Genomic DNA, 23,573 nt, shown 5'->3' on the forward strand with positions numbered 1-23,573 from the left:
GCCTCGACGCGGTCGCGTGAACGCCGTGAGGGGCACCTTCAGGGCTTATACGTCCCTGAAGGTGCCCCTCACGGCGTGCCTCCCTGTGGTGCGGCCCGGAGGTGTCAGCCCAGGCCGTTGAGGCCGATCACCCGTGAGTACCAGTGGGCGCTGCGCTTCGGTGTCCGCGTCTGCGTTTCGTAGTCGACGTGGACCAGGCCGAACCGCTTGGCGTAGCCCTCCGCCCACTCGAAGTTGTCCAGCAGCGACCAGTAGAAGTAGCCCCGCAGGTCGACGCCGGCCGCCAAGGCTTCGTGGGCCGCGCGCAGGTGGGAGTCCAGGAACGCGATGCGGTCGGTGTCGACGATCTCGCCGCCGTCGGAGACGACGTCCGGGTAGGCCGCGCCGTTCTCCGTGATGTACAGCGGGATCTGGCGGTAACCGCGGTGGACCTGCAGCAGCGACTCCGTCAGCCCGGCCGGCTGGACCTCCCAGCCGGAGTCCGTGCGGGGCGCGGCCGGGTCCGGCACGAAGTGGACGTCGCCCGCGCCGACCCACTCCGGGCCCGCCGGCTCGCTGCCCGGCACCGGGCGGCCCGCGACGCGGTAGTCGCGGTAGTAGTTCACGCCGAGCCAGTCGACGTGCGCCGCGATGACCGCGCTGTCCTCCGGCCGCACGACCTCGCCGAGCCCGAACGGCGCGAGGTCCTCGACCAGGTCGTCCGGGTAGCCGCCGCGCAGCACCGGGTCCAGGAACAGCCGGTTCTGCAGGCCGTCGATCCGCCGGGCCGCCGAGACGTCGCTCGCGTTCGCCGGGTCGTGCGCGGCGACCGGGTACAGGTTGAGCGTGATCCCGGCCGGGACGCCCGGCGCGTGCCGCCGGATGAGGTCCATCGCCAGCCCGTGCCCCAGCAGCAGGTGGTGCGTGGCGGCGACGGCGGCGGTGTGGTCGGTGCGGCCCGGCGCGTGGATGCCGCCCGCGTAGCCGAGCATCGCCGCGCACCACGGCTCGTTGAGCGTCGACCAGCTGGCGACGCGGTCGCCGAGGCGGGCCAGCACGGTCTCGGCGTACTCGGCGAAGCGGTACGCGGTGTCCCGCGACGTCCAGCCGCCCTGCTCCTCCAGCGCCTGCGGCAGGTCCCAGTGGTAGAGCGTCGCCCACGGCTCGATCCCGGCCTCGAGGAGCCGGTCGACGAGCCGGTCGTAGAAGGCGAGCCCGGCGGCGTTGGCGGCCCCACCGTCCGGCCGCACACGCGGCCAGGCCAGCGAGAACCGGTAGGCGCCCAGGCCCAGGCGGCGCATCAGGTCGACGTCCTCGCCGTAGCGGCGGTAGTGGTCGGCCGCCGGGTCCCCGGTGTCGCCGCCCACGACCGCACCCGGACGGCGCGCGAAGACGTCCCAGACCGAGTCGGTGCGCCCGTCGGCCGTGGTCGCCCCTTCCACCTGGAACGCCGCGGTGGCGGCGCCCCAGACGAAGGCGGGCGGGAACATCAACGCGGTCTCCGCCCGAACGTTTTCCGCCCGAACGCTGTCGGGATGTACGGACATGTTCACCCTTTCACGGCACCTTGCATGATCCCGGCCACGATCTGGCGGCCGAGGAGGAGGAAGACGATGAGGATCGGGATGGTGGCCAGGGTCGTGCCGGCCAGCACCAGCGAATAGTCGACGTAGTAACCGCTCTGCAGCTTCTCCAGCGCCACCTGGACGGTCGGGTTGCCCGCGTCCAGGACCACCAGCGGCCACAGGAAGTCGTTCCAGGACGTCATGAACGTGAACATCGCCAGGATCGCCGCCGCCGGGCGCACCGCGGGCAGGCAGACGTTCCAGAAGATGCGGATCATGCTGCAGCCGTCGACGCGCGCGGCCTCGATCAGCTCGTACGGCAACGCGTCCACGGTGTACTGGCGCATCCAGAACACGCCGAACGCGGTGACCAGGTTGGGCACGATCACCGACTGCAGCCCACCGGCCCAGCCCAGCTTCGACATGGCGATGAACAGCGGGATGATGCCGAGCTGGGTGGGCACGGCCAGGGTGATGACGATGAACACGAACAGCCCGTTGCGGCCGCGGAACCGGAGCTTCGCGAAGGCGAACCCGGCCAGCGAGGAGAACAGCACCGTGGTGAGCGTGACCGTGCCGGACACGATGACGCTGTTGGCCAGCGCCTTCCAGAACGGCACGGTGTCGAACACTCGGGCCGCGTTGGCGAAGAAGTTCCCGCCGGGGAAGAACGGCGGGATGCGCTCGGTGAGCATCCCGTTGTCGCGGCTGGCGACCAGGAACGACCAGTAGAACGGGAACAGCGAGCCGAGCACGAAGATGGCGAGCACCCAGTAGGTCGCCTTGCGCGGCTTGCCGAGCGTCGCGACGCTCTTGCGGAGTCCACTGTGGATGGTGGTCATCTCTTCTTCACCGCCGGGGTGCGGGCCAGCCGGCCGGTGAGGAAGAAGTTCACCAGCGCGATGAGCACGATGATCAGGAACAGCACCCAGGCGATCGCCGAGGCGTACCCGAGGTTGAAGTTCTCGAACGCGGATTGGTACAGGTAGAGCGTCACGGTCTGGAACTGGTTGGTGGAACCGCCGTTGTTCGACCCGGGCATGGCGTCGAACAGCTTGGGCTCGGTGAAGATCTGCAGGCCGCCGATCGTGGAGGTGATGGTGACGAAGATCAGCGTCGGCTTCAGCAGCGGCAGCGTGACGGCGGTGAACCGCCGCCACATCCCCGCGCCGTCGATCAGCGCGGCCTCGTGCAGTTCCTTCGGGATGGCCTGCATCGCGGCCAGCACGATCAGCGCGTTGTAGCCGGTCCAGCGCCAGTTCACCATGATCGCGATCGCGACGTGGCTGCCGAAGCGGCTGGCCTGCCAGTCGACCGGGTCGAGGCCGATCGTCTGCAGCACGCCGTTGATCAGCCCGTACTTCGGGCCGAACAGGTTCGCGAAGATGATGCCGATCGCGACGAGGCTGGCCGCGTACGGCAGCAGGATGCCGACGCGCCAGCCGGTCGCACCGCGCAGCCGGCCGCCGAGCAGCGCCGCGAGCGCCATCGCGATGATCAGCTGCGGGATGCTGGAGAGCAGGAAGATGCTGACGGTGTTGGCCAGCGCGTTCCAGAACTGCCCGTCGGCGAACAGTTCCTTGTAGTTGTCGATGCCGATGAAGTCCGGGTTGTCGTCCCCGGCCTTCCACTTGAACAGCGACACGTACGCGGTGTAGAGCAGCGGGAACAGCCCGACGACACCGAAGACGATGAAGAACGGTGCGACGTAGAGGTACGGCGATGCCTTGACGTCCCACCGGCTCAGCTTGTGCCGGAAGGTGGGCCGGGGAGACGTGCGCTCCCCGGCCTTGCTCCTTTCCGGCGCGATCTTGTCGATGACGGTCATGAGGTCAGCGCGTGATCTTCTTCGCCGCGTCGACCAGTTGCTGCCAGCCGTCCGCCGCCGGCTTGCCCTGCTCGACCGCCTGCAGCGCGGGGCTCGACGCGTTCTCCTGGATCTGGCCGTCGCCGGGGCCCTTGTACTGCGGCTTCTGGACCTTCTTGGCCTGCTCGGCGAACAGCTCGCCGACCTTGGCGTCACCGAAGTAGGCGTCGGTCTGGCTCAGCAGCGCGGGGTCCGAGAGCGCCTTGACCTGGCTCGGGAAGGTGCCCTTGGCCTGGAACGCCTTGATCTGCTGCTCCGGCGCCGTCAGCCAGGACGCGAGCTCGGCGGCCTCCTTCGGGTGCTTCGACTGCGTCGGCACGGTCAGGTACGACCCGCCCCAGTTGCCGCCGCCACCGGGGAACGCCGCGGTGACCGCCCACTTGCCGGCGTTCTCCGGGCCGGCCTGCTCCTTGATCACGCCGAGCATCCACGCCGGGCAGACCTTCGTGGCGAACGCGCCCTGCTTGAAGCCGGAGTTCCACTCGTTGCTGAACGCGGTGAGCTTGGCCGACTCGCCCTTGGCGACGGCGTCGGTGACCTTCGTCCAGGCGTCCTTGATGCCCTGGTTGCCCTCGACGGCGAGCTTGTCGTCGCTGCCGATGTAGCCCTGCGGGAGCTGGTTGACCATCGCGTTGAAGTTCTGCGCGGCGGAGTCGAACCAGGCCTTGCCCTTGCTCTTGCCCACGTAGTCGGCGCCGGCGGCGAAGTAGCTGTCCCAGGTGGCGAACAGCGGCTTGACCTGCTCGGGGTCGGTCGGCAGGCCGGCCGCGGCGAACATGTCCTTGCGGTAACACATGGCGAGCGGCCCGATGTCCGTGCCGTAGCCGATGACCTTGCCGTCCTTGGTCTTCGCGGCGTCGTACTTCCAGCCGAGCCAGCGGTCGGGGGAGGCGTCGGCGGGGCCGATCTTGCTCAGGTCGTTGAACTTCGAGCCCTTGTCGAGGACGTCGGACAGGTGACCCTCCTCGACCGCCGTGACGTCGGCGAGGCCCGAGCCCGCGGCCAGCTTGGTGATCAGGTCCTGGTGGTAGGGCCCGCCCTGGCCGGTCTTGCGGTGGGTGATCTTGATGTTGGGGTGCAGCCGCTCGTACTCCGGGATGAGTGCCTCGTAGCCGAACTCGGTGAACGTCGCCAGCGTCAGGTCGACGTGTTCGTTCGGGCCCGCCGCGGCCGGCGTCTCGTCACCGCCGCCACCGCAGGCCGTGGCGCCGAGCGCCGTCATCGTGATGCCCAGTGCGAGGACCAGGCCGTTCCGGATCGTTCTCACGTGTTCAACCACCTTGTTGACGGGAATGAGCGCTCTCACTGCTGGGAGCCGTTCTGGGAGCGCTCCCAGGTGTCGCAGAGTCTGCTTGGGGCCTCCAGCGGTGTCAAGGGGCTGTAACCGGAGCGTTTCCTGCGAGGAGCGCTCCCGGACCCTGGGACGCGCGGGCGATAAGCTGGGGGCGTCCGGGTGGGTGTGGTGAGCGAGGGCGGTGCCGTGGGGCCTCGAGCAGGGGATGAAGAGCGGCCGACGCTGGAGGACGTCGCGGCGTTCGCCGGCGTGTCGCGGTCGACGGCGTCGCGGGCGCTGAACGACGACGCGTACGTCAGCGCGGCGGCGCGGGAAAAGGTCCAGGCCGCGGCCCGTGACCTGGGCTATTCCCCGAACCAGGCGGCCCGTTCGCTGGTCACCCGGCGGACCGGGGCGATCGCGGTGGTGCTCTCGGAGCCGGAGGCCCGGCTGCTCGACGACCCGTACCGCACGGCCGTCATGCGCGCCGGCTACCGCGAGCTCGCCGACATCGGCCGGCAGATGGTGCTGATCTTCAGCGACACCCGCGAGGACCTGAGCAAGACCGTCCGGTTCCTCGAAGGCGGCCACGTAGACGGCGCGCTGGTCTTCGCCCCGCACCGGGCCGACCCGCTGCCCAAGGCGCTGCGGCTGCTGCGCATCCCGGTGGTGTTCGGCGGCCAGGCGGCGGGCATCCGCCGCGGCGTCCACGTCGTCGACTTCGACAACGAGGGCGGCGCGCGCTTGGCCGTGGAACACCTGGTCGCGTCCGGCCGTCGCAAGATCGGCACGATCGCCGGCCCCCAGGACCAGAGCGCCGCGATCGACCGGCTCGCCGGCTGGCGCAAGACCCTGCTCGACGCCGGCCTCGACCCCGTCGACCTGGCCGCGGAGGCCGACTTCACCCTCTCGGGCGGCGCCAACGCGATGTCCGCGCTGCTCGCCCGCCACCCGGACCTCGACGCCGTCTTCGTCGCGAGCGACATGATGGCGGTGGGCGCGTTGCGCACGCTGGACGCGGCCGGCCGCCGCATCCCGGCCGACGTCGCGGTGGTCAGCTTCGACGACAACGCCACCCTCGCCCCGGCGATGGACCCGCCCCTGACGTCCGTGCACCAGGACCCGCGCGAGCAGGTCCACGCCATGGTCGAGACCATGCTCCAGCTCCTCGACGACCAGGCCTTGAAGCCCCGCCAGCAGGTCCTCCCGGTCTCCCTGGCCATCCGCGGCTCCAGCTGACCCCGGCTGTGTCGTCCAGGCACGCAACCCCGACCCTCCAGGTACGCGACCCGACCCCCTGGGTGCGCAACCTGACCCTCCAGGTACGCGTGCCGACCCCCTGGGTACGTGTGCCGACCCTCTGGGTGCGTGTGCCGCCTGCCCGCAGCGCCGTGTCGTCCCTCCGATCACGCGTGTCGACCTCCTGATCACGGGTGATGCCTCCCCAATCACGGGTGATGCCCCTTCCCGCACGGCCGGAAGGGGCGAACTCGCGTGCCTGGACGGTCGGTTCGCGTACCCGGAGGGTCGGTTCGCGTGTCTGGAGGGTCGGCTCACGTGTCTGGAGGGTCGACACGCGTGATCCGGGGGACGACACGGCGCACCACGACCGCGACACGCGCAGCGGGGAGGACGACACGGTGGCGAGTAGTGGGCCGTGGAGCCTGGGAGCGCTCCTAGTCCAGGTGTACGCCTTTGGCGCAAGCCGGCGCCCGAAACGCACGGCGGGTGACCGGGCGGCTGGGCCGGTCGGGTGACGGGGTGACGAACGGGTGGGGCCGTTCAGGAGTGTTCAGCGGGCTGACTACTCGCGGGTCGGCAACGTCGAGGCCGTCGATGACGGTGTGCTTCTGACTCGATTCTTTACAGGGGTGTTTCCCGCTGGCTACCGTCTGCGCCTGGAAGCGCTCCCAGATCGCTGGCTCCCTACGGACAAAGGAGTTCCGCAGCCATGCGTTCCCCTCATCCCATCCAGGCCGGCGTACTGCCGCTGGTCGCGAGTTCGGTGGTCTTGGCCGCCCTGCTCGTCCCCGTGCCACCGGCGCTCGCCGCCGACGTGGCCTGCTCCGTCACCTACACCACCAACGACTGGGACACCGGGTTCACGGCCAGCGTTTCACTGCGGAACGACGGCGCCGCGCTCGACAGCTGGCAGGTCGGCTGGACGTTCCCCGACGGCCAGAAGGTCCAGCAAGGCTGGAGCGCCACCTTCGCCCAGACCGGCGCCGCGGTCACGGCGACGAACCTCTCCTACAACGGCCACCTCGGGACGGGGGCCAGCACCTCCTTCGGCTTCAACGGCACCAAGGGGTCCGCCAACCGGCCGCCGACGGACTTCTCCGTCAACGGCTCCGCGTGCACCGGCGCCAACAAGGCCCCGACCGTCAGCCTGACGTCGCCGACGTCGACCGGCACCTACTACGCCCCGGCCACGATCCCGCTCGCCGCGACCGCGGCCGACACCGACGGCACCGTGAGCAAGGTCGAGTTCTACGCCGGGGACACGCTGCTGGCCACCGACACGGCCGCGCCGTTCGAGGGCAGCTGGGGCAACGTCCCCGCCGGGACCTACTCGATCACGGCCAAGGCCTACGACAACAAGAACGCGTCCACCACGTCGAACCCGGTCAGCGTCAAGGTGCTCTCCGGCCCGACGATCGTCGCCACCCCGGCGACCGCGCAGGTCAAGCAGGGCGGCACGACGACCTTCGGCGTCACCCTCGCCGGCGCCCCGACGAGCTCCGTCACCGTGGCGATCGCCAAGACCGGCAGTTCCGACCTGACGGCCACCCCCACAAGCCTCACCTTCACCCCGGCGAACTGGAACGTCGCACAGAACGTCACGGTCTCCAGTGCCGACAACGGCGGAGCGCTCGGCAGCGCGACCTTCACCGCGAGCAGCAACGGCTACACCGCGGCGACGGTGACGGTCAGCGAGATCTCGGCGTCCACATCGGACTACCAGGTCGAGTTTCTCAAGCAGTACAACAAGATCAAGGACCCGAACAACGGCTACTTCCGCAAGTTCGGGAACATCCTGGTGCCCTACCACTCCATCGAGACGCTGATGGTGGAAGCGCCGGACTACGGCCACGAGACGACGTCGGAGGCGTTCAGCTACTACCTCTGGCTCGAGGCCTCCTACGGTCAGATCACCGGGGACTGGACGCCGTTCAACGCGGCGTGGACGTCGATCGAGACCTACGCGATCCCGTCCGCGGCCGACCAGCCGGGCAACTCCGGCTACAACGCGAGCAAGCCGGCCACCTATGCGGCGGAGTACCCGAGCCCGAAGTCCTACCCCTCGCAGCTGCAGACCGGCGTCGCCGTCGGAAGTGACCCGATCGCGGCCGAGCTGAAGGCCGCATACGGCTCGCCGGACGTCTACGGCATGCACTGGCTGCTCGACGTCGACAACATCTACAAGTTCGGCCACTGCGAGGACGGCACGAACACCGCGCCGGCTTTCATCAACACCTTCCAGCGCGGTTCGCAGGAGTCGGTCTGGGAGACGGTCACCCAGCCCAGCTGTGACGTCCTGAAGTTCGGCGGCAAGAACGGTTACCTCGACCTGTTCACCGGCGACTCGTCGTACGCGAAGCAGTGGAAGTACACCGACGCGCCCGACGCGGACGCCCGCGCTGTGCAGGTGGCGTTCCAGGCCGAGAAGTGGGCCGCCGCGCAGGGCAAGGGCTCGGACGTCGCGGCCGTCGTGAAGAAGGCGTCGAAGATGGGCGACTACCTCCGGTACTCGCTGTTCGACAAGTACTTCAAGAAGATCGGCAACTGCGTCAACCCGAGTAGCTGCCCCGCGGGCAGCGGCAAGGACAGTGAGCACTACCTCATCTCCTGGTACTACGCCTGGGGCGGGTCGATGGACTCGTCCAGCGCCTGGGCGTGGCGCATCGGCGACGGCGCGGCCCACCAGGGCTACCAGAACCCGCTGGCCGCGTACGCGCTGTCGGCCGACGCCGGCCTGAAGGTGACGTCGGCGACCGGCGCGAGCGACTGGGCGACCAGCCTCGGCCGGCAGATGGAGTTCCTGCAGTGGCTCCAGTCGTCCGAAGGCGGTCTCGCCGGCGGCGCGACGAACAGCTGGGAAGGCCAGTACGGCACACCGCCGTCGGGCACGCCGACGTTCTACGGCATGTTCTACGACCAGGCGCCGGTCTGGCACGACCCGCCGAGCAACCAGTGGTTCGGCTTCCAGACCTGGGGCATGGAACGCATCGCCGAGTACTACCAGGCCACCAAGGACGCCCGGGCCAAGAAGATCCTCGACAAGTGGGTCCCGTGGGCCATCGCGGGCACCACGGTCGGGGCCGGCGGGAGCTTCCAGGTCCCGTCCGACCTGACCTGGAGCGGCGCGCCGGACACCTGGAACGCCACCAGCCCGGGCGGCAACACCGGCCTGCACGTCACGGTGAAGAACTACAGCACCGACGTCGGTGTCGCGGCTTCGCTGTCGAAGACGTTGCTCTACTACGCGTCCGGCTCGGGCAACGCCCAGGCCAAGACGGTGGGGGAGCAGCTGCTGACGGCGCTGTCGGCGAACGCGGACACCCAGGGCATCGCGGTGCCGGAGACCCGGACGGACTACAACCGGTTCGACGACGCCTACAACGCCACCACGGACCAGGGGCCCTACGTCCCGGCGGGCTGGACCGGGACCATGCCGAACGGCGACCCGATCAACGCGTCCTCGACGTTCACCTCGATGCGGTCCTTCTACAAGAACGACCCGCAGTGGCCGAAGGTCCAGTCCTACCTGGACGGTGGCGCCGCGCCGACGTTCACCTACCACCGGTTCTGGGCGCAGTCGGAGATCGCCACGGCGTTCGCCGCCCACGTCGCCCTGTTCGGCTGAAAGGCACTCGATGAAGCGACTGCTCGCACTCGCGGTCGCCGCACTGGTCGGGGGCGCCGTTCTCACGGCGTCCCCGGCCACCGCGGCCCCCGCCCCGGCACTTTCACGTGAAAGTGCCGCTTTGGGCACCGGCACCGGGTACTGGCACGCGTCCGGTTCCCAGCTGGTCGACGCCACCGGCGCGCCGGTCCGGATGACCGGTGTCAACTGGTTCGGCGCCGAGACCGGCAACTACTCGCCGCACGGCCTGTGGAGCCGCAACTACAAGGACATGCTCGACCAGATGGCGAGCCTCGGCTACAACACGCTGCGGCTGCCGTACTCGAACCAGCTCTTCGACCCGGGCGTGAAGCCGAACAGCATCGACGCCGTCCAGAACCCGGACCTGCAGGGGCTTTCCGGGCTGCAGGTGCTCGACAAGATCATCGGCTACGCCGGCACCAAGGGCATGCGCGTGATCCTCGACCAGCACCGGCCGGACTCCGGCGCGCAGTCCGCGCTCTGGTACACCAGCGCCTACCCCGAAAGCCGCTGGCTGTCCGACTGGACGATGCTCGCCCAGCACTACAAGGGCAACACCACGGTGATCGGCGCCGACCTGCACAACGAGCCGCACTCGATCCAGGGTGGCGGCGGCGCGTGCTGGGGCTGCGGCGACACCGCGACCGACTGGCGCCTCGCCGCCGAACGCGGCGGCAACGCCGTCCTGTCCGCGAACCCGGACTGGCTGGTCATCGTCGAGGGGGTCGACTGCGTCAGCGGTACCGGCGACCCGCAGTGCGGCTGGTGGGGCGGCAACCTCTCCGGCGCCCGGCAGTTCCCGGTGCGACTGTCCAAAGCGGACAAGCTGGTCTACTCGGCGCACGAGTACGCGACGTCGGTGTTCGCCCAGCCGTGGTTCTCCGACCCGGCGTTCCCGGCGAACCTGCCCGCGCTGTGGGACCACTTCTTCGGCTACCTGCAGAAGCAGAACATCGCGCCGGTGCTGCTCGGCGAGTTCGGCACCACGCTCGCCGACCCGCGCGACAAGGTCTGGCTGCAGGAGCTGATGAAGTACGCCGGCACCGGCGTGACCGGGATGAGCTTCACGTACTGGTCGTGGAACCCGAACTCCGGGGACACCGGCGGCATCCTCAACGACGACTGGACGACCGTCAACCAGGCCAAGCAGGCGATCCTGCAGCCCTACCTGATCCCGCCGGTCGGGGGCGGCGGTGGCACGACGGATCCGCCGCCCGCGGTGAGCTGCGCCGTCACCTACCACGTCGACAACACGTGGCAAGGCGGCTTCGTCGCCTCCGTGACGCTGAAGAACACCGGCACCACCCCGCTGAAGACCTGGGCGCTCGGCTGGACCGCGGCGTCCGGGACGCAGATCACCGGCGGCTGGGGCGCCACCGTTACCCAGTCCGGCGCGCAGGCGACGGCGAAGGCGCCCGCTTGGGCGCCGGACCTGGCCGGCGGCGCCTCGACGTCGATCGGCTTCCAGGCGACCGGCGCCTCGACCCCGAACCCCAGTGGCTTCGCCGTCGGCGCGACCGCGTGCACCACCTGACCCGTCAACAGAACAGAAGGAGCACACTCGATGAAGAGTGAATTCTGGTCCGCGAGGAGGAAGTCACGGCTCGCCGTGGCCTCCTCGGTGACGGCCGCGGCCGTCGTGGCCGGTCTGGTGGTGGCCGGCGGCAGCCCGGCGGTCGCCGCCACCGGCTGCAAGGTCACCTACACCGTCAACCAGTGGGACACCGGCTTCACCGCGAACCTCGCGGTGACCAACCTGGGCGACGCGATCACGTCCGGCTGGAACGTCGAATGGGACTTCGGCGGCAACCAGCAGGTCCAGCAGGGCTGGAGCGCGACGTTCAGCCAAAGCGCCAAGCACGTCAGCGCGAAGAGCCCGACCTGGGCCCCCACGCTGGGGACGAACGCGAGCGCGAGCTTCGGCTTCAACGGCTCCTACTCCGGCACGAACGCCGTTCCGACGTCGTTCTCGCTCAACGGCGTCCACTGCGACGGCGGCACGGGCACCCCGACCACCACACCGACGACCCCGACCACGCCGACGACGCCCACCACCCCGACCACCCCGACCACGCCGCCCCCGGCGGGCACGCACGTGGACAACCCGTACGCCGGGGCCAAGGGGTACGTGAACCCGGACTGGTCGGCGTCGGTGACCGCGGCGGCCGCGGCCAAGGGCGGCACGCTCGGCACCCAGATGGCCAAGGTGGCCAACACGTCCACCGCCGTCTGGCTGGACCGGATCGCGGCGATCGAGGGCACGTCGAGCGCGCGCGGCCTGCGCGGGCACCTCGACGCGGCGCTCGCCCAGAGCAGCGGCGGCACGCCGGTGACGATCCAGATCGTCGTCTACGACCTGCCCAACCGCGACTGCGCGGCGCTGGCGTCCAACGGTGAGCTGCAGGCCGGCTCGGGCGGTCTGGCCCGGTACAAGAGCGAGTACATCGACCCGATCGCCTCGATCCTGTCGGACTCGAAGTACGCGCCGCTGCGGGTCGTGGCGGTCGTCGAACCGGACTCGCTGCCCAACCTGATCACCAACACCGCGACGGCCAAGTGCGCCGAAGCGCAGTCGACCGGGGCCTACACCCAGGGCATCCAGTACGCGCTGAACAAGCTGCACGCGATCTCGAACGTCTACAACTACCTCGACATCGCGCACTCGGCGTGGCTGGGCTGGGACAGCAACTTCGGCCCGTTCGTCAACCTGGTCAAGCAGACGCTCCAGGGGACGACCGCCGGGGTGAACAGCATCGACGGCTTCATCAGCGACACGGCGAACTACACCCCGCTCACCGAGCCGAACCTGCCGGACCCGAGCCTCAACGTCGGCGGCCAGCCCCTCCGGTCGGCCACGTTCTACCAGTGGAACCCGTACTTCGCCGAGGTGCCGTTCGCCACGGCGATGTACAACGCGTTCGTCGCCGCGGGCCTGCCGAGCGGCATCGGCATGCTGATCGACACCTCCCGCAACGGCTGGGGCGGCTCGGCCCGGCCCACCGGCGCGTCGGGGTCCACTGTGGACAGCTACGTGAACTCCGGCCGGATCGACCGGCGGCTGCACCGCGGCAACTGGTGCAACCAGAGCGGGGCCGGCCTGGGCGTGCGGCCCACCGCGTCGCCCGCGGCGCACTTCGACGCCTACGTCTGGGTCAAGCCGCCGGGTGAGTCCGACGGCGCGAGCCAGCAGATCCCGAACGACGAGGGCAAGGGCTTCGACGGGATGTGCGACCCGGCCTACCACGGCAGCGACCAGGCCAACGGCGGGAACCTGACCGGTGCCCTGCCGAACTCGCCGCTGGCGGGCAAGTGGTTCGAGGCCCAGTTCGAGCAGCTGGTCCAGAACGCCTACCCGGCGGTGCAGTAACAGATCTCCCGGGCCGGGCGGTGCCTGCGCAGCCGCCGTCCGGCCCGGGTTTCCACCTGTCCGCAACCCGGAAGGAGTCTCCATGAACAACCGGCTACGAGCCACAATGGCGTCGTTCGGAGCCACGGCCGTGCTGCTGTCCGGCGGTGCCGTGCTCACCGCCCCACCGGCGGCCGCGGACACGCAGCTGTGCGACAAGTACGGCTCGCTGCGCATCCAGGGCGGCCGCTACATCGTGCAGAACAACAACTGGGGTGACGACACGACCCAGTGCCTCTCGGTGTCGGCCACCGGCTTCAGCGTGACGACGGCGTCGCACAACCGGCCGACGAACGGCGCCCCGGGCAGCTACCCGTCGGTCTACGCCGGCTGCCACTACGGCAACTGCAGCACCGGCAGCGGCCTGCCCCGCCAGGTCCGCTCACTCGGCTCGCTGACGTCCCGGGTGGACTACGCGACCGTCCAAGCCGGACAGTGGGATGCCTCCTACGACGTCTGGTACGACCCGGCGCCCAACCCGGCCGGGCAGAACACCGGCGCCGAGGTGATGATCTGGGGCAACCACCGCGGGGCCCCGCAGCCGGTCGGCAGCGTCATCGGCACCGCGCAGCTGGCGGGCGCGACGTGGAACGTCTGGTTCGGCAACATCGGCTGGAACGTCATTTCCTACGTCCGGACCAGTGGCACCGACAGCCTCGGCGTCAACCTCACGGAGTTCACCCGCGACGCGGTGAACCGGGGCAAGATCAGCGACGCCTGGTACCTGACGAGTGTCCAGTTCGGCTTCGAGCCGTGGCAGGGCCAGACCGGGCTGGGAGTGAAGACGTTCAGCCTGTCGGGCTGAGGTCCTTCCGGAACGTCATCCGGTCCAGCCCGGGCCCGTCGTAGTCGGGCTGGACCGGCCGCCCTTCGAACTCCGCCGGCCCGGGTTCGGTGACGAACCCCATCCTGGTGTGGAACGCGTGCGAACCGCTGTTCCGCGGCGACGTGATCGCCCGCACCACCGTGCGTCCGTGCGCCCGGCTGTGGGCGAAGAACCGCTCGTAGAGTTCCGCGCCCAGCCCGCTCCCGCGCTCCGCGGGGTCGACGCCGACGAAGTGGATGTAGCTCTCGTCCGGCCGCGACTGCGACAGGAACCCGATCAGGAACGCGACGATCCGCTCGTCGGCCGTCACCAGGAAACTGCTGTCGCCGAAGTGCTGGAACATCAGCTTCGGCAGGAGGAGGGCCCGTTGCCGCATGCCCTCCTCGCCGCCGAGGCCGCCCCACCAGTCGTCGAGGACGGCCAGCACGGGCAGGTGGTCGGCCGGGCCGGGACACCGGATCCCGAGGTGCGGCCAGGGCGCGGGCAGGGGAGTCGTCATACCCGGCACCCTGCCCGCTCCGGTGTGTGCGTTCCACCGGATTTCCGGTCAGGGCACGACCTGGGCCGCACCCAGCTTCACCTGCTGCCAGACGGCGGCGGGGTCCGCACCCTGCTCGACGGCCTTGAGCGCCGGCGCGACGACCGTCTCCTGGATCTTCCCGTCGCCGGGGCCCTTGTACTGCGGCTTCCCGACCTTGCGGGCCTGCGCGACGAAGACCTGCCCGCTCAGCGCGCCGCCGAAGTAGCCGTTCATCTCGCTGAGCAGGTCGGGCGAGGTGAAGGCGTCGACCTGGCTGGGGAAGTTCCCGCTGGCCCGGAACGCGTGCAGCTGCTGCTCCGGCGCGGTGAGCCAGGCGGCCAGCGCGGCGGCCTCCTTCTGGTGCGGGCTGGTCGCCGGCACGGTCAGGTAGGAGCCGCCCCAGTTGCCGCCGCCGTCCGGGAAGGCGTCGGTGATCGCCCACTTGCCCGCGTTGGCCAGCCCGGCCTGCTGCTCGATGGCGCCGAGCATCCACGAAGGACAGACCTTCGTCGCGAACGTCCCGGCGCGCAGGCCGGCGTTCCCGTCGTCGGCGAAGGCCGTCAGCCCGGCCGACTGGCCCTGCCGGACGGCGGTGGTGACCTGGTTCCAGGCGGCCGCGAGCGCGGTGTTCGTCTCGAACGTCGGGCGGTCCTGCCGGTCGAGGTAGCCGACCGGGAGCTGGTTGACCATGGCGTTGAAGTTCTGCGCGGCGGAGTCGAACCACGCCTTGCCCTTCGAGCGCTTGACGTACCGCTCGCCCGCCTTGAAGTAGCTGTCCCAGGTCGCGAACATCGTCTTCACCGAGCCGGGGTCGGTCGGCAGGCCGGCGGCCTCGAGGAGGTCCTTGCGGTAGCACATGGCGAGCGGGCCGATGTCGGTCCCGTAGCCGACGAGCTTGCCGTCCTTGCCGATCCCGGCCTCGTACTTCCACTCCAGCCAGCGCCCGGGCTTGACGTCGGGCGGGCCGATCGCGGCCAGGTCGGCGAACTTCGCCGACTGCGCGAGCACGTCGGCGAGGTGACCTTCCTCGACGGCCTGGACGTCGGCGAGGCCCTGCCCGCTCTGCAGCTTGGCCAGCAGGTCCTGGTGGTACGGGCCGCCCTGCTCGGTCCGGACCTGGCGGATGGTGAGCCCGGGGTGGGTGAACTCGTACCCCGGGATCAGGTCGTCGTAGCCGAACTGCCCGAACGTCGCCAGCGTGAGCGTGAAGCGCTCGGGCGTGGCGGGGCCGCAGCCCCCGGTCAGGACCAGCAGGACGGCGGCCGTGGCGGCCGCCAGTGTTCTTCGGATCTTCCTCACGTGTGCGCACTCCCGATTCGCGACTCGCGCTCGCACACGAGGGTGGGAGCGCTCCCGGGAAGGGAGTCTTGTTTCCGCGGCCGACGGGTGTCAAGGTGGGCGACTGCGGGTGTCCGGACGGACACGGGTACGCGATGAATCGGTCAAGCCCTGGGGTCGAGTTCTTGTGGCGCAACGGGTCCAGTGGAGGAGCGCGATGAAGCGTCCGACGATCACCGACATCGCCCGCGAGGCCGGGGTGTCCAAGGGGGCCGTTTCCTACGCCCTCAACGGCCGTCCTGGCGTCTCGGAGGCGACCCGGCACCGGATCACCGCGATCGCCCGGGAGCTGGGCTGGGCGCCGAGCGAGACCGCGCGGGCGTTGTCCGGCGGCCGGGCCGGGGCGGTCGGGATGGTGCTGGACCGGCCCGCGGACGTCCTCGGCGTCGAACCGCTCTTCCTGGCCCTGCTCACCGGGATCCAGCGCGAGCTCGGGCCGGCGTCGCTGATCCTGCAGGTCGCGCCGGACCACGCCGCCGAGCTGGAGGTCTACCGGCGCTGGCACGGCGAGCGCCGGGCCGACGGCGTGCTGCTGACCGGCCCGCGCCGCGACGACGACCGGATCGCCGAGCTGCTGCGGATCGGCCTGCCGGCGGTGGCGCTGGGCGGCCCGCTCGGCCGCCCGGGCGTCCCGTCGGTGCGGGTGGACGACACCGCCGCGGTCGGCGAGGTCCTCGGCTACCTGGCCGCGCTCGGGCACCGCCGGGTCGCGTGGGTCACCGGGCCGGCGGTGCTGGTGCAGACGCGGGTGCGGGCCGAGGCGTTCGCCGCGGCGGCGGAGCGGCTGGGCCTGCCCGCCGCCCGGACCGTCCACACGGACCACTCGGCCGAGGCCGGCGCGAGTGCCACCACCCGGCTGCTGGCCGCGGCCCGGCCGCCGACCGCGCTGCTGTTCGACACCGACGTCCTCGCCGTCGCCGGGCTCGCCGCGCTGCGCGAACGGGGCCTGGCCGTGCCGGGCGACGTCTCGGTGGTGGCGTGGGACGACTCGGTGCTCTGCCGCCTGGTCCGCCCGGCGCTGACGGCGGTGCGGCGCCCGGTCGCGGAGTTCGGCGCGCTCGCGGTGTCGGTGCTGCGGGACCTGCTGACGGGCGGCGACGCGGGCGACGTCCGCACGGCCCCGCCGGCGCTGATCACCCGCGGCAGCACCGGCCCGGCCCCGTCGAGTCCGTGAATGCCACATCGAGGGACACTAGGTCCCTCGATGTGGCATTCACGGACTTCGGCGTCAGGTGCCCTGGCAGGTGGGCGACGGCTGGGCCGGGTTGGTGCCGGTGGTGTTGACGACCAGGCCGAAGGTCGTCTCACCGTCCGGTGGGATCCGGCCGTTCCAGTCCGCGTTGCGGACCGTGACCACCGAGCCGGACTGGCTCAGCGTGCCGTTCCAGACGCTGCCGACCGTCTGGCCCGTGGGCAGCGTCCAGCCCGCCTGCCAGCCGGAGTACGCCGTGGTGCTGTGGTTCATGATCGTCACCGTGGCCTGGTAGCCGCCGCTCCAGGTGTTGGTGATCTCGTACATCGCCATGCACGAGCCGCCGGTGGGCGGGGGCGACGTCGGGGTCGTCGGCGTGGTGGTCGGGGTGCCCGGGTCGTGCACCCCGGTGACCTCGCCGTGCCCGCCGTCGAACGTCACGTCCGAGCAGCCGTAGAACGTCTCGGCGCTGTCGGAGCGCTTCCACACCGAGTAGATGACGTGCCGGCCCGACTTGCCCGACGGCAGCGCGCCGGTCCACTTGTACTGGCCGTCGACGGTCCCGACCTGCCCGGTCACCGCCGGGTGGTCGACGGTCAGGAACGGCTGGTCTTCCAGCGAGTCCCAGGTCAGCGGCTGCGACGGGTCCCAGCCGTCCTTGGTCACGTAGGTGTAGAACCAGCCCGGGTGGGCCGCCCACGCGTTGTAGGAGAAGTCGAACGTCGACCCGGCGGTGAGGTGGGTCAGCGGCCAGTCGCCGACCTGGTCGAACCCGGCGTAGCCCGGGTTCCCGCCGGAGCACAGCTTCCCGTCCGGGATGAAGCCGCGGGTGCGGCCGGCGCCGTCGGAGCGCAGCACGGCGAACCAGTTGTACAGCGAGTTGGCGCCGCTGGTGGCCACCGCGGCCGAGCAGGCGGGGTTCTGCGGGATGATCTGGCCGGTCGAGCTCAGCCCGTCCTGCCAGCACAGGAACGTCCGGCTGCCCGGTTTCATCAGCGCGCCGTGCGCTTCGGCGGTGCCCGTGGTCAGCAGCACGGCGGTCAGGCTCGCCAGCAACACGGTGACGGCGGCGAGGATCGTACTTCGTCTCCTGGTCACGTCGGTCCCTTCGTCGGGTACGTGCGTCGAAGACTGGGAGCGCTCCCATTACAGGGTACGCGGTGGCGGCGGCTCGCGGAACATCCGGCGAGGGGGCGGGTGACCCGCGCCCGAGCTTTGGCATACCTTGGGAAAGGCGGCCGATCACCCCGGCCGGTCGGTCGAGAAAGGCAAGGTTGTCGGAAAGTGGACATTCCGTCTTCGGTTCCCGCCTGGGTGCGGGCCGAACCCGCCCGGCTGCTCGGTTTCGCCGCTCCGGCGGCCCACCCCGCGGGCGGCTTCGCCTGGCTCGACGACAGCGGGCACCCGGTCCTCGACCGGCCCGTCGAAACGTGGATCACCTGCCGGATGACGCACGTCTTCGCGCTCGCCGCGTTGCAGGGCGTGCCGGGGGCGGCCGCGCAGGTCGCGCACGGCGTCGCGGCGCTGACCGGGCTGCTGCGGGACCCCGAGCACGGCGGCTGGTTCGCCACGGCGACCGCGGCCGGCCCGGTGGACGACGAGAAACGCGCGTACGAGCACGCGTTCGTCGTGCTGGCGGCCACGAGCGCGGTGGCCGCCGGAGCCGACGGAGCGGACGCACTGCTGGCCGAAGCCCTCGACGTCGTCGACCGCCGGTTCTGGGAGGCGGGGCCGGGCCGGGTCGCCGACGTCTGGGACCGCGGCTGGACGCGCCTGGAGACCTACCGCGGCGCCAACGCCAACATGCACACCGTCGAAGCGCTGCTCGCTGTCAACGATGTCACCGGCGACCCGGTCTGGGCCGCCCGCGCGTTGTCCATTGTGGAGCACCTGGTGCACGGCGAGGCTCGCGCACACGGCTGGCGCCTGCCGGAGCACTACGACGCGGACTGGCACGTGCGGCTGGAGTTCAACCGGGACGAGCCCGCGCACCCGTTCCGCCCGTTCGGGGTCACCATCGGGCACCTGCTCGAGTGGTCCCGGCTGGCGGTGCACCTGAAGCGCGCGCTCGGCGCCGCGGCACCCGAGTGGCTGCTGCCGGACGCGGAGGCGTTGTTCGCCACGGCGGTGCGGGACGGCTGGGCCGTCGACGGTCACCCGGGCTTCGTCTACACGACCGATTTCGACGGCGTCCCGGTGGTGCGCAACCGCCTCCACTGGGTGGTGGCCGAGGCGATCGCCGCCGCCTGGACGCTGCACCAGGAGACCGGCGACCCGGAGTACCTGGCCCGGTTCGAAGAGTGGTGCGAGCACGCCGAAGCGTGCTTCGTCGACCGCGAACGCGGGTCCTGGCACCACGAGCTGGACCCGCGCAACCGCCCCGCCGCGACGGTCTGGGCGGGGAAGCCGGACGTCTACCACGCCTACCAGGCGACGCTGCTGCCCGTGCTGGCGCCGGGGGTGTCGTTCGCCGGGGCGCTGTCCCTCGACCGGGGCGCGGTCGCCGAAGGAAGCTGATCACGCCCGTAGACTGCGGGGGTCTTTTCCCTCCCGACAAGGAGAACCATGTCGCCTTTCGCCGCCGCCGGAGACCGCTACGCGGGCATGCCGTACCGGCGGGCCGGGCGCAGCGGGCTCAAGCTGCCCGCCGTGTCGCTCGGCCTGTGGCACAACTTCGGGGACGACAAGCCCCTCGACGTCCAGCGGGCGGTGCTGCGGCGGGCGTTCGACCTCGGGGTGACGCACTTCGACCTGGCCAACAACTACGGCCCGCCGCCGGGTGCGGCCGAGGCGAACTTCGGCAGGCACTACGCGGCCGACTTCCGGCCGTACCGCGACGAGATCCTGGTGTCGTCCAAGGCGGGCTACCTGATGTGGGACGGCCCGTACGGCGAGTGGGGTTCGCGCAAGAGCGTCCTCGCGAGCCTGGACCAGAGCCTGGCCCGCACCGGTCTGGACCACTTCGACATCTTCTACTCGCACCGGCCGGACCCGGACACCCCGATCGAGGAGACCATGGGGGCCCTGGACACGGCGGTGCGGTCGGGGAAAGCGCTCTACGCGGGCATCTCGAACTACTCGCCCGAGCAGACGGAAGCCGCGTTGCGGGCGTTGCGCGAGCTCGGCACGCCGCTGCTGATCCACCAGCCGTCGTACTCGATCCTGAACCGCTGGGTCGAGGACGGCCTGCTGGACACCCTGGCCGAGCACGGCGTCGGCTCGATCGCGTACTCGCCGTTGAGCCAGGGCCTGCTGACGGACCGCTACCTGGACGGCATCCCGGCCGACTCCCGGGCCGCGGGGGCCAGCCCGTTCCTGACCCAGGACCGGATCACCGAGGAGACCCTGGGCCGGATCCGTGCGCTGAACGACGTCGCCGAGCGGCGTGACCAGTCGCTGGCGCAGCTGGCGATCGCCTGGATCCTGCGGCGCGGCCGGGTGACGTCGGCGCTGATCGGGGCGAGCAGTGTCGCGCAGCTGGAGAACACGGTCGCGGCGGTGGCGAACCTGGACTTCACGGACGAGGAGCTGGCGGAGATCGACCGCATCGTGGCTTAGCAGCCGATCCGGGCGGGGCCGGTGGCGACGTCGTCGAACCACAGCGTGTCGGGGTCGGTGCCGTAGCTCTCCCAGCCCAGGCGCAGGTCGGTGAGCGACGGGTGCCACGTGCGGGCGAGCCACTGCTGGTCGACGTCGGGGGTCGGCACGCCGTCGACGACCAGGCCGGGTACCTCGGCGCCGTCCAGCCAGGTCCGCAGCTGCCCGCCGGGGCCGTCGACCTCGAACTCGAAGCACGACCAGGTCCCGGTGGCCAGCGGCACGCTCTGGGCGACGCCGGCCGGGCTCTGCGCGGGCAGGGTCGCGTCGTCGGACTCGCGGTTCCACTGCAGCGCCCGGTTCTGGCCGCCGGCCCGCAGGTCGCGGCCACCGTCGGCGGTGTCCCGCATGGCCAGGAACGCGACGTGCCCGGCCGGCAGCGGCGTCGTGTGGCGGACCCAGAACCGGCCGTACCGCACGCTCCCGGCGGCCAGTGTGGTGCCGAGGAAGGCGTGGTTGCAGTACCCGCCCTGCCCGGTGACCTTGACCGAGCGGGTGCCCGAGTGTGCGACCGTGCTGTCGACGGTGACCGTGCCGGTGCCCTGGCAGTTCGCCGCGCCGACGGTCCACCGGCCGCCCGGTGTCGTGCCGGTCTGCTGCTCGAAGTCGTCGCAGACGTCGGCGCACCCCGCGGGCGGCGGCGAAGAAGTGGTGGTGGTGGTCGAGGTGGGCGGGGCGTCGCCACCGCACGAGACGCCGTTGAGCGCGAAGTCGGTGGGCACCGGGTTGGTGCCGGAGTAGGTGCCCTGCAGGCCGAACGTCACGGTGCCGCCGGCGGGCAGGGACGCGTTGTAGGACAGGCTCTCCGCGGTCACCTCCGTGCCGGACTGGCGGACGGTGGCGTTCCAGGCCGACGTCACGGCCTGCGTGCCCGCGTAATGCCAGGAGAGGGTCCACGACGAGAGCGCGGTGGCGCCGTTGGTGACGGTGACCTGGGCGGTGAACCCGGTCGCCCACTGGTCGACGCGGTAGTCGACGCCGCAGGCGGGGGCGGCGGCGGCCGGACCCGCGGCGAGGACCGCGGTGGTGCCGGCCGCGGCGAGGCAGAGCCCGGCCAGGGCACCGGCGAACCTCTTCATCGGGCTTCCTTTCCCGGTGAACGGGACAGCGGACACGAGCAGGGGCGCCGTAGCGGAAGCCACGGCGCCCCTGGTGTTTCGTGGTCACGGTCTGGTGATCGTGACCTGGCATGGGAGCGCTTCCAGCCGACGAGAAGGTAACCCCGCCGTATCGTCGTTGTAAAGCGCGACCCGGACGCGGCCCGACCCGGTGGACGGCTTTCCGGGGCCGTTTCCCCGGGATCGGCCACTGAACACTCCTGAACGGCCGAACCCGTTGGCGGCAAAGAAATGTCTCCGTCGCGCTGCGCCACCGGCGGGAGCGGGCGGATGCCGCCGTTGGAGTGGATTCCGGGTTGTTCGCGGGCGTTCGCCACGAGGTTTACAGCCGCCGGGCCGCGCGGTAGCGTCCACCGGTACTGGGAGCGCTCTCATATCCAGGTCGTGCACAAAGGAGTGATCGATGCGTTCCGGACCAGCACTGCTCGGCGCCCTCAGCGCGCTCGCCGTCGTCGGCGCGACGACGGCCTTCACCCTCGGCACGCCGTCGCCCGCTTCGGCGGCGACGGCCTGCGAAGTCGGCTACACGGTCAACGACTGGGGGAGCGGCTTCACCGCCAACCTCACCCTGAAGAACCTCGGGACGGCGCCGCTGTCCGGCTGGCAGATCAGCTACGCCTACGCCGGGAACCAGCAGCTCCAGCAGGGCTGGAACGCCACCTGGGCCCAGACGGGCAAGACGGTCACCGTCACCCCGGCGGGCTGGAACGGCACCGTCGCCCCCGGCTCGTCGATCACCGCCGGGGCCAACTTCGGCTACAGCGGCACCAACACCGCGCCGGCGTCGATCAGCGTCAACGGCGCGCCGTGCGGCGGCACGCCACCCCCGACGACGACCCCGCCGCCGACGACCGTCACCACCACCCCGCCACCGGCCGGGGGCGCGCCCGCGCTGCACGTCGCCGGCAACCGGCTGGCCGACTCCGCGGGCACGCCGGTCACCCTGCGCGGGGTGAACCGCTCCGGCGGCGAGTTCGCCTGCGTGCAGGGCAACGGCATCTTCGACGGCCCGATGGACGCCGCCTCCGTGGCCGCCATCAAGAGCTGGCACGCGAACGTCGTGCGCGTGCCGTTCAACGAGGACTGCTGGCTCGGCCTGCCGAACGTCGAGCCCGCCTACGCCGGCGCGACCTACCGCGCCGCGCTCAAGTCCTATGTGGACCTGCTGCACCAGAACGGTCTCGTGGCGATCCTCGATCTCCACTGGACCCAGGGCGTCTACACCGGGAACTCCTCGGCGTGCACCGACGTCAACTCGACGTGCCAGAAGCCGATGACCGACGCCGCGCACGCGGTGGACCTGTGGACGTCGGTCGCGACCGCGTTCAAGGGTGACGACGCCACGATCCTGGACCTGTTCAACGAGCCCTACCTCGACCGCGCGGTCTCCGGCTCGGCCGCGGCCTGGACGTGCTGGCGCGACGGCGGGTCGGCGTGCACCGGCATCGGCTACGCGGTGGCGGGCATGCAGACGCTGGTGAACGCCGTCCGCGCGACCGGTGCCACCAACGTGCTCATGCTCGGCGGCCTGGCCTACTCCAACGACCTCACGCAGTGGCTGCAGTACAAGCCGAGCGACCCGGCGGGCAACCTCGTCGCATCGTGGCACTCGTACAACTTCAACACCTGCAGCTCGTCCTCCTGCTGGGACGCCCAGCTCGCCCCGGTCGCGGCGGCCGTGCCCCTGGTGGCCGGCGAGATCGGCGAGAACGACTGCGCGAGCGGGTACGTCACCGGGCTGATGGACTGGCTCGACCGCCACCAGGCGTCCTACCTCGGTTGGACCTGGAACACCTGGAACTGCTCGACCGGGCCCGCGCTGATCTCGGCCTACGACGGCACGCCGACGGCGTTCGGCGCCGGCGTGCGGCAGCACTTCCTCGCCGCGGGCTGACCCGCGTCCACCGAAGTGTGAGAAGTTCGTCCGGCGCTGCGCGCGGACGTCCGCACATGCATAATGGCGGAGGCGGGTTCGCCCGCCCCGTGGTGCCGGCCGATGACCCC

General features: G+C 71.0%; 17 protein-coding genes. 9 read left to right on the top strand and 8 right to left on the bottom strand.

Annotation, left to right across the window (positions count from 1 at the left end; translation table 11 throughout):
- Positions 1 to 104 precede the first annotated feature (104 nt).
- Genes OG570_RS33645 through OG570_RS33660 form a run of 4 tightly spaced genes read right to left on the bottom strand, consistent with a single transcriptional unit; the run spans position 105 to position 4,678 of the window.
- Positions 105 to 1,526: a GH1 family beta-glucosidase gene (locus tag OG570_RS33645; RefSeq protein ID WP_326949951.1), complete on the bottom strand. Its 1,422-nt coding sequence runs from the start codon at positions 1,524 to 1,526 to the stop codon at positions 105 to 107.
- A 2-nt stretch (positions 1,527 to 1,528) separates the two neighbouring features.
- On the bottom strand, positions 1,529 to 2,386 hold the full coding sequence (locus tag OG570_RS33650; protein ID WP_326953029.1) for a carbohydrate ABC transporter permease: 858 nt from the start codon (positions 2,384 to 2,386) through the stop codon (positions 1,529 to 1,531).
- A complete protein-coding gene (locus OG570_RS33655; protein WP_326949949.1) occupies positions 2,383 to 3,372 on the bottom strand; it encodes a carbohydrate ABC transporter permease in 990 nt (329 codons plus the stop codon). The genes OG570_RS33650 and OG570_RS33655 overlap by 4 nt, the downstream gene beginning before the upstream one ends.
- A gap of 4 nt (positions 3,373 to 3,376) precedes the next feature.
- Positions 3,377 to 4,678, bottom strand: coding sequence for an ABC transporter substrate-binding protein (locus tag OG570_RS33660; RefSeq protein ID WP_326953030.1), 1,302 nt, complete (start codon positions 4,676 to 4,678; stop codon positions 3,377 to 3,379).
- Positions 4,679 to 4,927: 249 nt separating this feature from the next.
- Here OG570_RS33660 and OG570_RS33665 point away from each other — a divergent pair, with 249 nt between their 5' ends.
- The 5 genes from OG570_RS33665 to OG570_RS33685 all read left to right on the top strand — a co-directional run bounded on the left by OG570_RS33665 (position 4,928) and on the right by OG570_RS33685 (position 13,783).
- Positions 4,928 to 5,923 carry a LacI family DNA-binding transcriptional regulator gene (locus OG570_RS33665; RefSeq protein ID WP_326951552.1) on the top strand — a complete coding sequence of 332 codons (996 nt, stop codon included), beginning with the start codon at positions 4,928 to 4,930 and terminating at the stop codon, positions 5,921 to 5,923.
- 712 nt (positions 5,924 to 6,635) lie between these two features.
- A complete protein-coding gene (locus tag OG570_RS33670) occupies positions 6,636 to 9,551 on the top strand; it encodes a glycoside hydrolase family 48 protein (RefSeq protein WP_326953031.1) in 2,916 nt (971 codons plus the stop codon).
- Positions 9,552 to 9,561: 10 nt separating this feature from the next.
- Positions 9,562 to 11,106 carry a cellulase family glycosylhydrolase gene (locus OG570_RS33675; protein ID WP_326953032.1) on the top strand — a complete coding sequence of 515 codons (1,545 nt, stop codon included), beginning with the start codon at positions 9,562 to 9,564 and terminating at the stop codon, positions 11,104 to 11,106.
- A 30-nt stretch (positions 11,107 to 11,136) separates the two neighbouring features.
- Positions 11,137 to 12,939, top strand: a complete 1,803-nt coding sequence (locus OG570_RS33680) for a glycoside hydrolase family 6 protein (protein ID WP_326953033.1) — start codon at positions 11,137 to 11,139, stop codon at positions 12,937 to 12,939.
- Between the two features lie 82 nt (positions 12,940 to 13,021).
- A complete protein-coding gene (locus tag OG570_RS33685) occupies positions 13,022 to 13,783 on the top strand; it encodes a GH12 family glycosyl hydrolase domain-containing protein (protein WP_326953034.1) in 762 nt (253 codons plus the stop codon).
- On the opposite strand, the gene OG570_RS33690 is transcribed toward OG570_RS33685, so the two are convergent.
- Positions 13,767 to 14,303 (bottom strand): GNAT family N-acetyltransferase, encoded by a 537-nt coding sequence (locus OG570_RS33690; protein ID WP_326953035.1) that lies wholly within the window; start codon positions 14,301 to 14,303, stop codon positions 13,767 to 13,769. The two genes, OG570_RS33685 and OG570_RS33690, sit on opposite strands and share 17 nt — an antisense overlap.
- Positions 14,304 to 14,351: 48 nt before the next feature.
- Positions 14,352 to 15,623 carry an ABC transporter substrate-binding protein gene (locus OG570_RS33695; protein ID WP_326949942.1) on the bottom strand — a complete coding sequence of 424 codons (1,272 nt, stop codon included), beginning with the start codon at positions 15,621 to 15,623 and terminating at the stop codon, positions 14,352 to 14,354.
- A gap of 196 nt (positions 15,624 to 15,819) precedes the next feature.
- On the opposite strand from OG570_RS33695, the gene OG570_RS33700 reads away from it, so the two are divergent.
- Entirely contained in the window at positions 15,820 to 16,836 is a 1,017-nt protein-coding gene (locus OG570_RS33700) for a LacI family DNA-binding transcriptional regulator (RefSeq protein WP_326953036.1), read from the top strand.
- A 54-nt stretch (positions 16,837 to 16,890) separates the two neighbouring features.
- Here the strand turns inward: OG570_RS33700 and OG570_RS33705 are convergent, their stop codons facing one another.
- Complete coding sequence (locus OG570_RS33705) at positions 16,891 to 17,952, bottom strand: lytic polysaccharide monooxygenase (RefSeq protein ID WP_326953037.1); 1,062 nt, start codon at positions 17,950 to 17,952, stop codon at positions 16,891 to 16,893.
- 186 nt (positions 17,953 to 18,138) lie between these two features.
- Between OG570_RS33705 and OG570_RS33710 the strand changes: the two genes are divergently transcribed.
- Both OG570_RS33710 and mgrA read left to right on the top strand, forming a co-directional pair.
- A complete protein-coding gene (locus OG570_RS33710; protein WP_326953038.1) occupies positions 18,139 to 19,371 on the top strand; it encodes an AGE family epimerase/isomerase in 1,233 nt (410 codons plus the stop codon).
- A 48-nt stretch (positions 19,372 to 19,419) separates the two neighbouring features.
- Positions 19,420 to 20,412, top strand: a complete 993-nt coding sequence (gene mgrA / locus OG570_RS33715; RefSeq protein ID WP_326953039.1) for an L-glyceraldehyde 3-phosphate reductase — start codon at positions 19,420 to 19,422, stop codon at positions 20,410 to 20,412.
- Here mgrA and OG570_RS33720 read toward each other — a convergent pair.
- Positions 20,409 to 21,530, bottom strand: coding sequence for a cellulose-binding domain-containing protein (locus OG570_RS33720; RefSeq protein ID WP_326953040.1), 1,122 nt, complete (start codon positions 21,528 to 21,530; stop codon positions 20,409 to 20,411). The genes mgrA and OG570_RS33720 overlap by 4 nt on opposite strands.
- Before the next feature lie 442 nt (positions 21,531 to 21,972).
- Here OG570_RS33720 and OG570_RS33725 point away from each other — a divergent pair, with 442 nt between their 5' ends.
- Positions 21,973 to 23,463, top strand: a complete 1,491-nt coding sequence (locus OG570_RS33725; protein WP_326953041.1) for a cellulase family glycosylhydrolase — start codon at positions 21,973 to 21,975, stop codon at positions 23,461 to 23,463.
- The last annotated feature ends 110 nt before the right edge of the window (positions 23,464 to 23,573 follow it).

The organism is Amycolatopsis sp. NBC_01286 (assembly GCF_035982555.1).
In the GTDB taxonomy this organism is placed as follows: domain Bacteria; phylum Actinomycetota; class Actinomycetes; order Mycobacteriales; family Pseudonocardiaceae; genus Amycolatopsis.

What these genes read in the sequence shown, in the direction of transcription:
- OG570_RS33675 (WP_326953032.1), top strand. Translation starts at nt 9,562, where the DNA reads ATGAAGCGACTGCTCGCACTCGCGGTCGCCGCACTGGTCGGGGGCGCC.
- OG570_RS33700 (WP_326953036.1), top strand. Translation starts at nt 15,820, where the DNA reads ATGAAGCGTCCGACGATCACCGACATCGCCCGCGAGGCCGGGGTGTCC.
- OG570_RS33670 (WP_326953031.1), top strand. Translation starts at nt 6,636, where the DNA reads ATGCGTTCCCCTCATCCCATCCAGGCCGGCGTACTGCCGCTGGTCGCG.
- OG570_RS33680 (WP_326953033.1), top strand. Translation starts at nt 11,137, where the DNA reads ATGAAGAGTGAATTCTGGTCCGCGAGGAGGAAGTCACGGCTCGCCGTG.
- OG570_RS33725 (WP_326953041.1), top strand. Translation starts at nt 21,973, where the DNA reads ATGCGTTCCGGACCAGCACTGCTCGGCGCCCTCAGCGCGCTCGCCGTC.
- OG570_RS33720 (WP_326953040.1), bottom strand. Translation starts at nt 21,530, where the DNA reads ATGAAGAGGTTCGCCGGTGCCCTGGCCGGGCTCTGCCTCGCCGCGGCC.
- mgrA (WP_326953039.1), top strand. Translation starts at nt 19,420, where the DNA reads ATGTCGCCTTTCGCCGCCGCCGGAGACCGCTACGCGGGCATGCCGTAC.
- OG570_RS33690 (WP_326953035.1), bottom strand. Translation starts at nt 14,303, where the DNA reads ATGACGACTCCCCTGCCCGCGCCCTGGCCGCACCTCGGGATCCGGTGT.
- OG570_RS33645 (WP_326949951.1), bottom strand. Translation starts at nt 1,526, where the DNA reads ATGTCCGTACATCCCGACAGCGTTCGGGCGGAAAACGTTCGGGCGGAG.
- OG570_RS33655 (WP_326949949.1), bottom strand. Translation starts at nt 3,372, where the DNA reads ATGACCGTCATCGACAAGATCGCGCCGGAAAGGAGCAAGGCCGGGGAG.
- OG570_RS33650 (WP_326953029.1), bottom strand. Translation starts at nt 2,386, where the DNA reads ATGACCACCATCCACAGTGGACTCCGCAAGAGCGTCGCGACGCTCGGC.
- OG570_RS33685 (WP_326953034.1), top strand. Translation starts at nt 13,022, where the DNA reads ATGAACAACCGGCTACGAGCCACAATGGCGTCGTTCGGAGCCACGGCC.